The 15716-nt window shown below is 44.3% G+C and carries 12 protein-coding genes; 4 read left to right on the top strand and 8 right to left on the bottom strand.

Features of this window, described 5'->3' with window-relative positions:
• Positions 1-54 precede the first annotated feature (54 nt).
• Complete coding sequence (locus AAAT87_RS11730; RefSeq protein ID WP_349226522.1) at positions 55-1332, bottom strand: CobW family GTP-binding protein; 1278 nt, start codon at positions 1330-1332, stop codon at positions 55-57.
• Positions 1333-1420: 88 nt separating this feature from the next.
• A complete protein-coding gene (locus AAAT87_RS11725) occupies positions 1421-3496 on the bottom strand; it encodes a protein-disulfide reductase DsbD family protein (protein WP_296971960.1) in 2076 nt (691 codons plus the stop codon).
• A 173-nt stretch (positions 3497-3669) separates the two neighbouring features.
• On the opposite strand from AAAT87_RS11725, the gene AAAT87_RS11720 reads away from it, so the two are divergent.
• The 4 genes from AAAT87_RS11720 to AAAT87_RS11705 all read left to right on the top strand — a co-directional run bounded on the left by AAAT87_RS11720 (position 3670) and on the right by AAAT87_RS11705 (position 10038).
• Complete coding sequence (locus AAAT87_RS11720) at positions 3670-4092, top strand: DUF6769 family protein (RefSeq protein WP_296971962.1); 423 nt, start codon at positions 3670-3672, stop codon at positions 4090-4092.
• 151 nt (positions 4093-4243) lie between these two features.
• Entirely contained in the window at positions 4244-5488 is a 1245-nt protein-coding gene (locus tag AAAT87_RS11715) for an efflux RND transporter periplasmic adaptor subunit (protein WP_349226521.1), read from the top strand.
• 52 nt (positions 5489-5540) lie between these two features.
• Positions 5541-8732, top strand: a complete 3192-nt coding sequence (locus AAAT87_RS11710) for an efflux RND transporter permease subunit (protein WP_349226520.1) — start codon at positions 5541-5543, stop codon at positions 8730-8732.
• A 31-nt stretch (positions 8733-8763) separates the two neighbouring features.
• A complete protein-coding gene (locus AAAT87_RS11705) occupies positions 8764-10038 on the top strand; it encodes a TolC family protein (RefSeq protein WP_349226519.1) in 1275 nt (424 codons plus the stop codon).
• 97 nt (positions 10039-10135) lie between these two features.
• Here the strand turns inward: AAAT87_RS11705 and AAAT87_RS11700 are convergent, their stop codons facing one another.
• From AAAT87_RS11700 to AAAT87_RS11675, 6 genes are all read right to left on the bottom strand, one after another.
• Positions 10136-10771: a sugar transferase gene (locus tag AAAT87_RS11700; RefSeq protein WP_349226518.1), complete on the bottom strand. Its 636-nt coding sequence runs from the start codon at positions 10769-10771 to the stop codon at positions 10136-10138.
• A gap of 56 nt (positions 10772-10827) precedes the next feature.
• On the bottom strand, positions 10828-11637 hold the full coding sequence (locus AAAT87_RS11695) for a glycosyltransferase family 2 protein (protein WP_349226517.1): 810 nt from the start codon (positions 11635-11637) through the stop codon (positions 10828-10830).
• 66 nt (positions 11638-11703) lie between these two features.
• Entirely contained in the window at positions 11704-12525 is an 822-nt protein-coding gene (locus AAAT87_RS11690; protein WP_349226516.1) for a glycosyltransferase family 2 protein, read from the bottom strand.
• 7 nt (positions 12526-12532) lie between these two features.
• Entirely contained in the window at positions 12533-13348 is an 816-nt protein-coding gene (locus AAAT87_RS11685; protein ID WP_349226515.1) for an O-fucosyltransferase family protein, read from the bottom strand.
• Position 13349: 1 nt separating this feature from the next.
• Positions 13350-14501 (bottom strand): glycosyltransferase WbsX family protein, encoded by a 1152-nt coding sequence (locus tag AAAT87_RS11680; protein WP_349226514.1) that lies wholly within the window; start codon positions 14499-14501, stop codon positions 13350-13352.
• A gap of 71 nt (positions 14502-14572) precedes the next feature.
• Entirely contained in the window at positions 14573-15631 is a 1059-nt protein-coding gene (locus AAAT87_RS11675; RefSeq protein ID WP_349226513.1) for an EpsG family protein, read from the bottom strand.
• Between the last annotated feature and the right edge of the window lie 85 nt (positions 15632-15716).

The raw sequence follows: 15716 nt of genomic DNA, 5'->3' as shown, positions 1-15716 counted from the left end.
TGAGGACAAAAAACATAAATCTCTTCATGCTTTTGCCTGACAGGGCGACTTCCCTTAGAGTGCTAAAGTCTTATCAAGTTCGGCGATAATAGCATCCTTCTGATCCTTGATGTGCTGACCTATGAATACAATCTTGATCATACGGTCACCAAGTTTCTCATCCCATTCCTTTTCGAGCTGCGGATTGTTCTTGCGCAGTTCTGCGAGCTGGTCGGCTGGCATTGTTGCGAGCCACTGACCAGCCTGCTTGACAGTCTTCTGCTGACCAGCCTGCTCGAAAACATAGCACATATCTGGTTCATCAGCAAAATAGCAAATACCCTTGGCACGAACGATGTCACGAGGCCATTTTCTTGCAACAAACTCATCGAAGAGAGCCAGGTCGAATGCCTTGCGGCGATAATATACGAAGGTTCCGATACCATATTCCTCAACCTCGCCACCTTCGTGGTCATGGTCATGATCGTGATGATGGTGGTGGTGGTGACCATGTTCATGATCCTCATGATCGTGGTGGTGATGCTCGTGCTCGTCATTGTCTTCATCATGGTGGTGATGATGCTCATGCTCTTCTTCATCCTGGTCCTCTTCTCCGCTTCGTTCAGATTCGATTTCCTGAATCCAGCCTGCTGATGTTGCAACAGTCTGCCAGTCAAACTTGTGAGTATTGACAATCAGATCGAGATCTACATCACCATAGTTACATTCGAAAATCTCTGCCTTAGGCTGGATAGCGCGGATAATCTGCTTCAGGTGCTCCAACTCCTTAGGCTCTACATCTGCGGCCTTATTGAGAAGGATGATGTTACAGAATTCCATCTGCTGGATTACGAGAGAAGCGAGATCCTCCTCATCGAGGTTTGGCTTCATCAAATCAGAACCATTGGCAAACTCGTCCTTCATACGAAGTGCATCAACTACAGTAACGATGCTGTCTAGGCGCAAGATACCGTTCTTGATATACTGAGGACCCAGGGATGGGATAGAGCAGATGGTCTGTGCTATAGGTGCAGGCTCGCAGATACCGCTTGCCTCTATTACAATATAATCGAAACGCTTCATATCTACGATTTCCTTGAGCTGTTCTACAAGATCCATCTTCAAGGTACAGCAAATACATCCATTCTGGAGTGAAACCAGGGAATCATCCTTCTGACCTACCACACCACCTTTCTCTATGAGAGCTGCATCAATATTCACCTCACCGATATCGTTGACGATAACGGCAAATTTGATACCCTTCTTGTTAGCCAAAATCTTGTTGAGCAGGGTAGTCTTACCACTGCCCAGATAGCCTGTCAAAAGCAGGACTGGAACTTCTTTATTGTTCATAAATTCCTCTTTTTATAGTGTTATACTTTAATTACAAAAGCGGGAATAGCAAATAATATGCCACTCCCGCTTTATGAAAAGTTAATTATTACTTACGATAGTTATCAAGACCCTTATGCAGGAAGTCAAGATAAGCACTGACATCCTCCTTGAAGCTGAATGCAGCGTTCAGAGGATTTCCCTCATTATCCACAGGAATGTAGAATGGCTGGGCATTAGCACCAAACTTGCTTGCCTGCAAGTAGCTCCACTTGTCACCGATGGTTCTCAATGTACGCTTTTCGCCATTGAAAGTCACCTCCATAGGCTGAGACAATGGAGTCTTGTCATCTACATAGAGTGAGATGAGTACGTAGTCCTTTGTCAAAATGTCAGTAACACTAGGGTCTGTCCATACAGAAGCCTCCATCTTACGGCAGTTGACACAACCGTAGCCGGTAAAGTCAATCAGTACTGGTTTGCCTGCTGCCTTTGCTGCTGCCATACCTTCCTCGTAGTCCTTATAAGCCGGTTCTACCACCTTGGTATTCAGGTTGAAATCCTGGGTATTTACTGGTGGGGCAAAAGCACTTACTGCCTTGCAAGGAGCACCCCAAAGACCAGGAATCATATAAACAGAGAAAGCCAAGGAACAAAGACCAAGCATAATGCAGGCTACTGGCATTGGCTTGTTGAGGTCACCGCCGATGGCATCTACCTGGAACTTCAACTTGCCAATCAGGTAGAGACCGAGCAGGCCGAAGATGACAATCCAGAGTGAGAGGAATACCTCGCGATCCATAATGTGCCAACCATAAGCCAAATCTGCTACAGACAAGAACTTCAAAGAGAAAGCAAGCTCAATGAAACCAAGCACAATCTTGATGGTCTCCATCCAAGAACCAGACTTAGGAGCTGACTTCAACCAAGATGGGAAGAGTGCAAAGAGGGTGAAAGGCAGGGCGAGAGCAAGGGCAAAACCAAACATACCAATGGTTGGTGCCAACCAGTCACCTGATGTAACTGTCTGTACCAGAAGCAAGCCGATGATAGGAGCGGTACAAGAGAAACTTACGAGCACGAGTGTGAACGCCATCAGGAAGATGCTGATGAGTCCTGTTGTGCTGGAAGCCTTGTTATCTACAGCATTACCCCAACTGTCTGGCAACTTGATTTCGAACCATCCGAAGAATGAGAATGCGAAGACTGCCAGAAGCAAGAAGAGGATAATGTTGAACACCGCACTTGTACTAAGCGCATTGAGAGTGCTAGGACCTGCTATGGCAGTAACGGTGAGACCGAGTGCCAGATAGATGATGACAATACTCAAACCATAAGTGATGGCATCGCGGATACCCTTCTTCTTGTCATTCTTGGCACGCTTCAGGAAGAAGCTTACTGTCATCGGAATGATAGGCCAGATACATGGCATCACAAGAGCGAGCAGACCGCCAACAAAACCGATAATGAAGATATAGAAGAGTGAATGGTTGGCAATGTCATTGTTGCCACCAAACGCCTGAAGCTCCTTTACAACCGGTTTCCACCAAGCCTTAGCATCATCACCATCTACAGAGAATGAAGAATCAATATTAGCTGTGCTATCTACTTTCTCTGCTACGGCAAGTTGAGCCAAAGAGTCTGCTTTCGCCTTAGCGATAGCTGCTGGATCGTCTGTCATTTCGTTAGCTTTCGCATCTTCAGGGCTGACAGCATCCTTGCCATCTACAGCAGGAGATTTACCACTATGCTTGAAGCTTGCCTCGCTAGGTGGAAGACAATTCTGGTCGCTGCAAGCGCCATACTCTAAATAAGCATCGATAAGATAGTTAGGTTTGGTGAACTTCACTTTCTGTACGAAAGTAGCGCTACCCTCGAAGAAGCGTAACTTCATCTCAAAGAGAGGGTCGAACTTTGAAATTTCATGGCCACGAGCCTGCAACTTGCCTACGAGTTCTACACCGTCAAGCTTGTTTACGTTAAAAGTGGCTGAAATAGGTCCGTCTGCGCCCAAACCTGTAGAATAGACATGCCATCCCGGTTGAATCTTTCCATTAAACACGATTTCCGCTACAGCGGTTCCATTGGTCTTGAGCGAGGTGGAGAACTTCACAGGGTTCATCATCTGCGCATGAGCCAACATTACTACTAAGAGTAACTGTAAAACTGCAATAAACTTTTTCATTTTTATTTATGTACTAATTTTGATTGCAAAGATACTAAATTTTATTTTAAATACGGCTATGAACCAAGAACGGTTACTAGTCTTTTAGTTTTTTTTAGATAAAATGCTATAAAATCATCACGTCGTCTTGGTAATATTGCAAAAAAAACTGTAATTTTGTAGCCAAATTGCGAATGAGGAAAAGAAGATTATACATATTTAGTCTCTGGATAGCTACATTGAGCATCTTGCTATCTACGGTGATGACCCATCATCACCACATGGGGCGTATCTGTATGATTCAGGAGCAATGTGAGCAGGATGGCAACATCAATGATGAGCATACCGACCATCATGATCAGGAAAATGATAGCGAACGTGAGAACTGTAGCGTTCGTCAAATGCATCAGTTTGTCGTCAATTCCAAGATGGTGAAGGGTATCCGCAAGTTGCTGATAGATGAGAACCATCAGTTTATGATCCTGTCTTGTCCTTCTCTTTTAACCCTCCCTCGTCTCTCACTCATTTCTGTGAGATGGCAGCATGTGGCAGCTTCTCCTCTTGCAGAAGAAGTGGCGGCAGGCTATAGCAGACGGGGACCTCCTTCTATTTTATGATTTTACAAGTTTGCCACTTGGTTGCAAAAATCGGTTTGAAGATTCGAATGCAACTGAGTTGCAAGATTTTCTGTGTACTTTTGCCAACGGATTTTTAATAGATTCGTTGTGTGAAATTGTAGTGTAGAATTATAAAATAAAAGGAAAAGACATGAAAAGAATAATTTTGATTGTCGCCGTTACGGCGATTGCCTGGACAGGATTCGCTTTCTTTGCGAAACAGACCGGTTCAGAGGTTCATGCACACGAGGAGCATGAGCATGAAGAAGTTGATTTTGATCATATTCCGTTGACTGCCAAGCAGGTCAGCACCGTAGATTTGAAGATGGGTGAGGCTGTGGAGCGCGAGATGGATGCCACCATAGAAGCGAAAGGATCGCTCGTACTGCGTGCACAGGCGATGGGTGATGTTGCCTCTTTGATGGGCGGTATCGTGAAATCTATTTTTGTGAAAGAAGGGCAGCTTGTTCATAAAGGACAGATTGTTGCTACCGTTGAAAATACAGATGTGGTAAGTCTTCAGCGTGAGTATTACTCTGCTGCCAAAGAGTGCGAACTTGCCAAGGCTGATTTGGAGCGCCAACTTCAGCTCAGTAAGCAGGGAGCAGGTGTGAAGCGTACCTTACAGCAGACCAAGAAAGATTACCAAGTGGCTCATGCCAATCTTTTGGGTATTGGCAGACAGCTCAGCCAGATGGGTATTTCTACTTCCGCTGTATCCAAAGGCAAGTTTACCACAGCGTTCCCTTTACATGCGCCTATCTCCGGCATCGTGAGCGAGATGACTGCCAGTCTGGGAAGTTATGCTGATATGCAGACTCCTCTGATGAAGATTAGAAACACCCAGGCTGTGGAATGTGATCTCAATGTCTTCGAGAAGGATTTATCAAAGATTAAGGTTGGAAATCGGGTGACCATAAACCTGACTAATCAGCCTGGCGTAAAACTTTCAGGAACCGTTTATGGTATGAATCAATACTTTAACGATAACTCGAAAGCCGTTGCTGTTCATGTAAAATTGGACGCGGCAAGCGTGAAGAGTTATCTGCATTCTTCTTCAGGCAATACTCATGGCGGAAAGCTTTTCGCAGGTATGTATGTAAGCGGAAAGATAGCTACAGGTAGCCAGCAGTGTCTCGCTTTGCCATCTCAGGCCATTGTGAACGCAGATGGAAAGCAGTATGTCTTTGCTCTCAATGGAGCGCCTAACAAGGGTAACTACAGCTTCTCCCGTCATGAGGTGACCACAGGCGCTTCGAATGGTAAATATACGGAGGTGAAGCTTTGCAACCATCTGCTGAAGGGCAAGAATGGAGCTGCCGGCAAGAAGATTGTAACCGAGAACGCTTATTATCTGGCTTCACTTACAGGCGAACATAGCGAGCATGCGCATTAAGCTTTAGCTGACAGATGAATGTTTTAAATGAATCATTTTTAGATTAAAGCTTATGTTTCAGAAACTTATTACTTATTCCATTCGCCACAAACTGGTGATTGGAGTACTCTCTATAGCCCTGACGATATGGGGTGTCTGGTCGCTGGTGCATCTTCCTTTCGATTCCACCCCGGATATTACAGATAATCAGGTACAGGTCATCACACAGGCTCCTTCGCTGGGAGCTCAGGAAGTGGAACAATACGTAACCACTCCTGTAGAGATGGCGCTTGCAAATATCCCCCGCATCCAGGAACGCCGAAGCATTTCAAGAAGCGGACTCTCGGTCATCACGCTTGTCTTCGACGATGCCGCCGATATCTATTGGGCACGTTCGCAGGTGAGTCAGGTAGTGGAACAGTTGGAGAAAGAACTGCCAAAGAACACCGAAACCGAGATGGGACCTATTGCCACCGGATTGGGCGAAATCTACCACTATACCATTCGTGCCAAGGAGGGATACGAGCATAAATACTCGCTCACCCAGCTCCGAACCATGCAGGACTGGATTGTGCGTAAACAGCTTTCCGGAACCCCGGGCGTTGCCGAAGTAAGCGGTTGGGGCGGCTATGTCAAGCAATATGAGGTGGCTATCAATACCGACCAACTGAACGCCAGCGGAGTCTCCGTGAGCGAGGTGTTTGATGCCTTGCAGCGCAACAATGCCAATACGGGTGGCAGCTACATTGAGGAGAATTCCAACCAGTATTATATCCGAGGCATCGGTGTGGTGAAGAATCTGGAGGATGTAGCCAACATCACGGTGAAGACGGTGGATGGAACACCTGTCAAGGTGGGTGATGTGGCAAAGGTTCAGTTGGGCCATGCCACCCGTTTCGGTGCCGTCACCCGCAATGGCGAAGGCGAGGTGGTGGCTGGTATCGCGATCATGCTCAAGGGCGAGAACTTCCAGAAAGTTAGCAAAAATGTAAAGGAACGAATCAATCAGATTCAGAAATCACTTCCAGAAGGAGTAATTATCGAACCGTTTATCGATCGAACCAACCTGGTGGACCGAGTAGAGGGCACCATCGCCCGCAATCTGATTGAAGGCGGACTTATCGTCATTTTCGTACTTGTTATCTTCCTAGGTAACTGGCGAGCCGGACTTGTTGTAGCAAGTGTCATCCCGCTGAGTATGCTCTTTGCCTTCGGTATGATGAAGACCTTTGGCATCGACGGAAACCTGATGTCGCTGGGAGCCATCGACTTTGGTATGATAGTGGATTCTGCGATCATCATTGTTGAAGCTGTGGTGACACATATCAATACCGGTCATTTCTCGCAGCCGGAAGTTCGTGCTGCTTATCTTGCTCAATGTCAGAATGGCGGAGCAGCAACCCCATTTGCACTGACCCAGAAACAGATGGACGAGGAAGTTCATTTCTCTGCTTCCCGAATCCGTCAGAGTGCTGCGTTCGGTGAAATCATCATTATGATTGTATATATTCCACTGATGACACTGGTAGGAATCGAAGGAAAGATGTTCCGTCCGATGGCACTTACGGTATTCTTTGCCATTCTGGGAGCCTTCATTCTCTCGCTTACCTATGTGCCGATGGCAAGTTCGCTGATGTTAAGTCGAAAGGTACATACCCGAAAAACATTCTCCGACCGCGTGATAGAAAAGTTGCTGGCATGGTACCGTCCGGTTCTCGACTGGGTCTTGGCACGTAACAAGGATGTCATCACTGGTGCTGTGGCTCTTTTCTGCGTCAGTGTCGTGGGCTTCAAATTTCTGGGAGGCGAATTCATCCCAAGTCTGGAAGAAGGTGACTTTGCCGTGGAGATGAGCATGTCGCAGGGAACTTCATTGTCGCAGATGGTGGAGAGTTGTACCAAGGCTGAAAAGCTACTCAAGAAGGAATATCCCGAGATCAAGCAGGTAGTAAGCCGCATAGGTAGTGCTGAGATTCCTACAGACCCGATGCCGGTAGAACGTGCCGACATCATGATTGCACTGAAACCGAAGGCTGAATGGACCTCTGCCAAGACTACTCCAGAACTGATGGAGAAGATGGAGGAAACCTTGAGTGCCATTCCTGGATTGGAAGCTGAGATTTCTCAACCCATTCAGATGCGCAACAATGAGCTGCTGACAGGTATCAAGCAGGATGTGGCTATCAAGATATTTGGTGATGATCTGGACGTGCTTACTCAGCAGGCAGGCAAGGTGAAGAAAATGATAGAAGATGTGCCGGGCGTGAGCGGTATCTTTGTTGAGGAAGTTGCCGGTTTGCCTCAGATCCAGGTAAAATACAACCATGAGAAGATGGCGGCCTACGGGGTTAGTGTGGATGATATCAGTGAGATATTGGAAACCACCTTTGCCGGAGCCGTGGCTGGTTCTCTCTACGAAGGCGACAAGAAGTTTGATATCGTGCTGCGTATGGATCCTTCGCTGCGCAACGTAGAGTCGCTTGAGCAATTGAGCATACCTCTCAAGGATGGTACGGATATTCCGTTGTCTCAGGTGGCAGATATTGATTATTCACCAGCGCCGGCTCAGGTTTCTCATGAAGATGGTGCCCGCCGCATCTTCGTTGGATTCAACGTGAAGGGCAGGGATGTGCAGAGTACCGTGGAGGATATCCAGGATATTCTCGATGAGAAGCTGAAGTTGCCGGATGGCTACTATTATAATTATGGTGGTGAATTTGAAAACCTGCAGAGTGCTACCAACCGTCTGATGGTAGTGATACCGATAGCACTTGTCATTATCTTGCTGTTGCTCTATGCTACGGTGAAGAATGTCCGTGAGTCGCTCTTCGTCTTCTCTGCCATTCCGCTGGCTGCCATCGGAGGAGTCTGGGCTTTGTGGCTCAGAGGTATGCCTTTCAGCATCTCGGCAGGTGTCGGCTTCATAGCCCTCTTTGGTGTAGCGGTGCTCAATGGAATTGTACTTATCGGACAGATGAACCAGATGCAGCGTGAAGAAAAGACTGCTGACAAACTGTCAGCATCCATTGGAGTTACAGAATTGATTCATCATCGCATCATTGAGAGCTGTATGGTTCGCTTGCGTCCTGTCTTGATGACGGCACTTGTTGCCTCTATGGGTTTCCTGCCAATGGCACTTTCCCAGGGTGATGGAGCAGAGGTACAGCGCCCTCTGGCTACGGTGGTGATAGGTGGTCTGATAACCAGTACGCTGCTCACCTTGCTGGTGTTGCCTGCTATCTACAAGACATTCACCAAGAAATAGGCAATTAAGACGTTAACATAAAACATTTAGGATGAACAAGAGAAAAAAGAAAACTATATTCGGGCTGGCAGCAGTTTTGATGCTGCTGGCCCCTTCAGAGGCAAAGGCTCAGCCTTTCGATGCCACCATTCCTGGCACGAAGATGACTTTGGAGCAGTGTTTCCAGTTGGCAGATAAGCAGAACCTGACGTTGCAGGCTGGACGAAAATCGATAGAACGTGCCAAGGTAATGGAAGGAACGGCATGGGATGTGGACAAGACAGAGATTGCTTTCGGACAGAATCCGGCTTCAAGCGGCGATACCGATAATGCTTTTGCATTTTTACAGGGCATCGAATTTCCAACGGTTTATACCGCCCGCCGTGGTCAGCTTAAAGCTGAAACTCAGGCAGAGAAAAGTCGTCTGGGTGTAACTAATCAGCAGATTAAGCTTGAGATTGCTTCTGCTTATTATGCGATGCTCTATCAGACTCATCGTCTGAGCATCCTTCAGCGACAGGATTCTATCCTCGACCGTTATTGCGATGTTGCCGAGAAGCGTTACAAGGCAGGTGAAGCCAGAAAGCTGGAGTTCCTTACAGCCGAGCGTTTGCGAAATGAAAACCATTTAGAGATGGCAAATGTGAAGAGTGAGGCAGAAAACAAGCAGTTGGAACTGATGGCATTATTGAATACCGATCAGCCAGTTTTGCCTGCCGAATCTCACATCTTTGCATTGGAATCTCCTGTCAGCGGCACTTTCAACTATCAGCAGACTGCTGATGCGCAGTATCAGCAAGACCGTCTGAAGGCACTCGATAAGGAGGTGAAGTGCGCCAAGGCCGGTTATGCGCCATCTCTATCGCTTACGGTCCGCACCCAGGCTCTCATTTCCAGTTGGGATCCTTATCACATCGACCGTCAGCGTTTTACTGAGGGTAACTTCTTCGGCTTTGAGATTGGAGTAGGCGTGCCTCTCTTCTATGGTGCTACCAAGGCAAAGGTGAAGGCTGCCAAGAAGAATCGTGAGGTAGCAGAACTGGAGATGCAGCAGGAGCGGAGAGAAAAGGAACGTGATTATCGCCTAGGCTACAACCGTTTCCAGAATGCAGCCAAACGCATGGCTTATTATAACGGCGAGAACATTTCTAAGGCAAAAGAAATCGTTCGCCTCAGTACTGCCGAGTATGAGAGTGGCGAGATCAGCTATGTGGAATATGCCAATGCCTTGCAGGAGGCGATAGACATGGGTATGAAGCATGCCGATGTCATCAATGAATATAATGAGGCAGCCTTGGCTTTGCTGGGGCTTTCGAATAATCTGTAAGAAACAAAAAGTCATATCCCTTTGATTGGGGATATGACTTTTTTGTTTTAGAAAACCTATCTTGAGTTCTATTAAGATAATTCTTTTCTATATTAATTTAGAACACTCTTCCGAAGATAATCTTGATGAAAGTCTTGCCTAGGATTCTGGCATCAAACCACCATGAACGATGCTCCAGGTAGTATAGGTCCATATCCAGGCGGCGCAACATCTTCTCCATCGTATCTGTGTATCCGTTATAGAGGGTTGCGTAGGAAGTAACACCAGGGCGAATCTGATACAGATTCTTATATCTAGGGTCACGTTCCATAATCTGGTCTATGTAGAACTTTCGTTCTGGTCTTGGACCAATAAACGACATGTCGCCACAAATCACGTTCCAGAGTTGAGGAAGTTCATCCAGATGGTGTTTTCTCAGAAACTTGCCTATACGTGTAAGTCGCTTATCTTTTTTATGGGAACAGAGCTGAGGACCATTCTTTTCTGCATCCACCGTCATGCTTCTGAATTTATAGATGTTGAAGGGGCGCCCAAACCGTCCGATTCGTTCCTGCTTGAAAATAGCTGGTCCACCATCTTCACATCTTACCATTATATATATTAGAAGCATGAGAGGCGAAACGAGCAGTAAGCTGAATGTTGCCAACAGAAAGTCGCCAGCTCGCTTGACGTTTCGCTCCCTAGCACTCATTCCATCTGCTATGACTTTTGTCTTAACAATACTATTTCTCATATAGAGTTATTCCATTTACTATATAAACGTAAAGTTGTGCGATATATTACATTTAGCTATCCTTTTCTTTTAACAAAGCAGTAACTATCCTGTTTTCGCTTCATTAGCTTCAGAATGTATGTTGGCAAAAACAAAAAAGCAAAGTAGAAGCAAGCCTTCAACCATCCATACCCCAGAATGCTACGATAAACAGCTATATTGTATTTAGCAAGTGATATCTTGCTGCTGGATATGGAATGCTTGTGGCGGCAATACACAGCCAGCGGCTGGCTGGGGTAGGAATAACACACCTTGCAATCTTTCAGGATTAGCAGGAAGAGTGCCCAATCCTGTCGCTTGCGCAAAGTGGGCATATAGTATTTTCTGCCCAGCAGTTGGGTATCATAGATAGCAGTGAGGCAACCTATTTTATTATCCCGCTTCATCATGGAGAAGGTGATTTTAGGCGGTGCGATATTGATGCCTACAGATTTCTGTTCGTTCAAATTGAAGATGATGTATGAGGCACAGGATAGGGCACACTGTTTCTGGTTCATGAATGCGATTTGTTTTTCCAGTTTATCCGGTGTCCACCGGTCATCACTATCACAGAAAGCGATGTATCTTCCCCTGGCACGTTCTATGCTCTTGTTCCGGGCGTATCCTGCTCCATGGTTGTGGTCAAGATAGAGCACATCCACCCGGCTATCCCTTTCCTCTATCTTGTGCAGAATATCCAGAGTTACCGGATCCGTGGAACCGTCATCTGTAATCAGCAATTCCAGGTCTAGATAGGTTTGGTCAAGGATACTACTTACGCTGTCGGCAAGATATTTGCCGGCATTATAAGTGGGCATGATAACTGATACTAACCTGTTCCTATCCATTCTCTTTTATCTTTTTATATTATAACGAACAAAACTGCTTAATATTGTAAAAGAAGCAAGATGCTTTTACAGAGGTCTTACGTAATCTTCTAGAAACAATTTGTAAGCAGTTGCAACAATGCGACTTACGTAGAATAGCAAATTATATTTTTTTATATGTGAGAAATACTCTTTTGTATAGAAATAGAAGAGCTTGATCTCCATTTTCTGCTTTTTGCGCCTATTCTCCTTGCTTCTTGAGGATGAGTCGTCTCTCTTGCGAATATAGTAAATGGCGGATGGAGGCGTAACGTTTATTTGTTTGATACCTGCCGATACCATAAACATAAAGAAGGAATCTTCGCCATGAGATAAATTCGTTTTAAAGCGAATGTCACCAATCAATGGGCGGGGAATAAGCTTGCAGCAAGCACTAGACAGCAGGCTGCGATGACGGAAAACATTCTTTTTCTTCCCTACATCATATCGCTGATAAGCCGAAGAGAGATAATGATCTGCCACATTTTCAACTTGTCCTCTGAAAGCAATCATATTGGCAACAGTGATTCCATTGTCGCAACTGTTTTTGCTTAATTGTTCCAGATAGTTTGGACTTACAAGATCATCATCGTCGATGAAAGTAAGGAATTTACCTTTTGCAAAATCTATGCCTAGATTTCGAGCAAACGAAACACCTTTGTGCTCACTATAAATCAAATGAACCTTCATCTTATAATTTTTCAGATACTCCTTTATATTGGCATAATAAGGTTCTTTGTCTCCATTCAAAACGAGGCAAACCTCATACGCATCCTTGCCTAGAGTTTGCTGCTCCAGGCTATCTAAACACATCCTGAGTAATTCCCCAGGAGCGTAAGTTGGTAAGATGATACTTATTTCAGGTGTCATAAACTATTTAATTCTCATTACACTTAGCATATTCTATTTTGATACCTCCAATTTCAGCTGCAATTTGCGAATAGGAGGATGCCACGCTACCCAATATTTTTTTAGTCTTACTTAGACAGAATAAATCCACTACAGCGAATTTCATACCTTCGAGAGAGTCTCTACTGGTATCATCCATTAATGTAATGACTCTTCCAGGAAATTTATCTTGCAGTTCTTTTTTTACCTCCTCCTCATCACTAGCCACATAAAACTTAACAGTATCTTCTTTTTCTATTTCAAGTTGCATAAGATGGACAAAAACATCTATTGGTGAAGATTTGATAGAAGCTATGTTGTCTGTTCTTCTAATATGAACACCAATCATATTTTTCGAGAAACTCGAGGTTATTTGATCAATCCGCAGCTGAAGATCTCTTTTCGGAACGAATATGTTCTGAATATGATAATCCGTACACATAGGATAACAAGAAATCAAGAGCAGGTTGCCCTTATAATGACTCTTCAACTTCTGATAGATATCTCCTTCTCTATAGATGCTATGATTGAAAACTACTTGCTCATTATCCAACCGAAGGAACCATTTTCTCAAGAGATAATCCTTGGTTCCGTTGATATGATATAACCATTGCGTATTCTCTATCAGATGCACTTTTTCTATATGAATAGGTTCGAATAAGTCGGCAAAGTTTGCCTTGAGCCCTCTACTGTTGTTCCAATAGATGGATAGCGAACAGTTATAGTGCTTTGCTATCGCAATGGTAGTTGCGATAGCTCTCAGTCGATTGCAAAGTCCTCCTGTCGGGATTATTTTTATTTCCATTTTATTCCGCTTTTATTTCATTTTTTATAGCATCTAAAAATCCGTGACCATATAATGAGTCTGGTTCCACATAGTTTCCTTCGCCCCATTCGTTCCAAGAACGCAAGAATAGAATTTTCTTATCTTCCGGTTTATTTCTAATAATTTGAAGTGCCCCTCTGATATGCTCCTCAAAATTCTGTGGGGTAGCGTTTACGTATATCCCCTCATGCTTGCCTGCTCTTGGAGTTCTGTCCCATTGTGGGAAGAGAGTAGGGAATACATTGTTCCATTGGTCTTCGGGCATATAGAAATGCTTCATCACTTTCGGATAATCATATTTCAACGGAGGCAGAAAGGAAAACTTCTTTTGTAATGCTCTTCGAATGATGCGGCAATATTTTCCTTGATACACCATTTCTGCGCGGTTTTTCCCCATTGGATTAATGCCATCAAATCCTAGTTTGATAAAGCTTTCATAAACCTCAGAAGCACTGTCCAGATTAGGAACCACTCTGCTCAAAGTGCCATCTTCATTGCGCTTTACGGTGGTTGTGGCTGAGCACATAGCAACGAAGTAAATACCTTTCAATCCGCTTTCTTTGGCTAAGTCACGCCAGAGATGGATAAAATTTGTTATATCTTTAAAGTGGTAAGGGTCGAATATCAAGAATAGAGGCTTTCCATCTACAGTCATGTAGCGATGGTCTTTGAAAGCTTTTAGAACATAATTAAAGTGAGCAATATAATCATCGTCTCCAGGATATTTCTGCTCACAGATCATCTGGTTACCACCTTTGTTCACCCATGTTCCTGTTTTCCAATCATGATTGGCCCATGCGAGACAAAAAGGAAAATCTGGTTTGCCGGAATCCAGTACCTCATCGAAAGGACGCTGCAACAGGCGCTTTCCGTTACCCATCCAGTAATGCCAGTAGCAGAACCCTTCTATACCTGCTTCGCGGGCCAACTGAGCCTGCTGCTCTCGAGTCTCTGGCAGGCGAAGGTCATAGAAACCTAAATCTGCCGGTATTCTAGGCTGATAGTGCCCATGAAATACCGGACGAGCCTTGGCTACATTCGTCCATTCAGTGAACCCCGGTCCCCACACCTTGTCGTTTTCGGGTATCGGGTAAAACTGTGGTAAATAAAAAGCTATAACTCTTGCTTTCATTATTTTCGAGTTTTTATATATTTATGAGTATGCGAAAATACTCTGATGCGTTTATTTATTCTCCTCACAATCTATCCGATCTTCCATAAGAACGGAAAGTTGATGTATCCTAAACCATAATTTAATATGATAAGGGAGACGAGGGATACGATAGTAATACCAATCCACCTCTGTTTGATTGTATAACAGATGTTTGTGTAAAGTACCACATTGACTATACTGAACAAGTAACATACACGCTGTGCCATTACCGGCAAGATAGCAAATGCTGCAAAACAGAACAATCCCAAAGTCAATATCTTCATCATTACAACAAAATACCTGTTAAACCTGATGAGGGTATCATGAAAGAATAACAAATAATAATACAGCATGACGGAAAACATCTGCAGCGGACTAAATACGTTTACTGAAACTGATATCAATCCTTTTTCAACACCCTTTTGGTACAATGCAAGTTTATCACCAATATACGGGAGATTCGTATTGACAATCAAATTCGCTCCAGCGAAATAAATGATATAACTTATAGGAATCAGACTCGCCCAAATGATTTTTTCCTTTGTGCTCATTGGCTTGTTGCTCAAAAATGCCAATGGTAAGAGCATCAGTCCTGAGATATGGAAGATGGATCCTATCAGCAGAATGCATAGAGCTATCTTTCTTTTTCCTTCAGCTATTGGCTTTATTGCCAGCAGAAGACATCCAGACAATATGCCCGTACGAATCTGGGTTACTTCATGGAGTTCATAATAATAGGCCAAATAAACTACGAGGGGGAGAAACCACTGGGCTGAATATTTTCTGAATGCAACAAATTTGAGCGTAAGACCCCAAAATGCATAGAATAGAAAAAGTATATGTACATCATCTGTAATGACATTCAATAACATAGATATGAATGTATATGAATATTCAACCCGTTCCTGAGCACTACTATCGTAATACCGCAGAAAGGATATTTCATAATTCTGTGAATCCGGGTCTATGCCCACCTCGCGCAATCCTGCTAACAAGATGAGCGTAAAACCTATCAGCAAATATAAGGGAAGCTTATATTTACCCAGATAATCCTCTATATATGACAATATCACTACGACAATGAATATTGCTATGATTATATATCCCATATTACTTTACCTTAATTCCGCAACACTATAATTTAATATTTTTTATAAGTACCTGAGCAACAAAAAGTTGCTCAGGATTTTGCCA

The sequence above is a fragment of the Segatella sinensis genome (assembly GCF_040095255.1).
Taxonomy (GTDB): Bacteria; Bacteroidota; Bacteroidia; order Bacteroidales; family Bacteroidaceae; genus Prevotella; species Prevotella sinensis.
The sequence above is the reverse complement of the archived record's forward strand: the minus strand, read 5'-3'. Positions and strand labels throughout refer to the sequence as shown.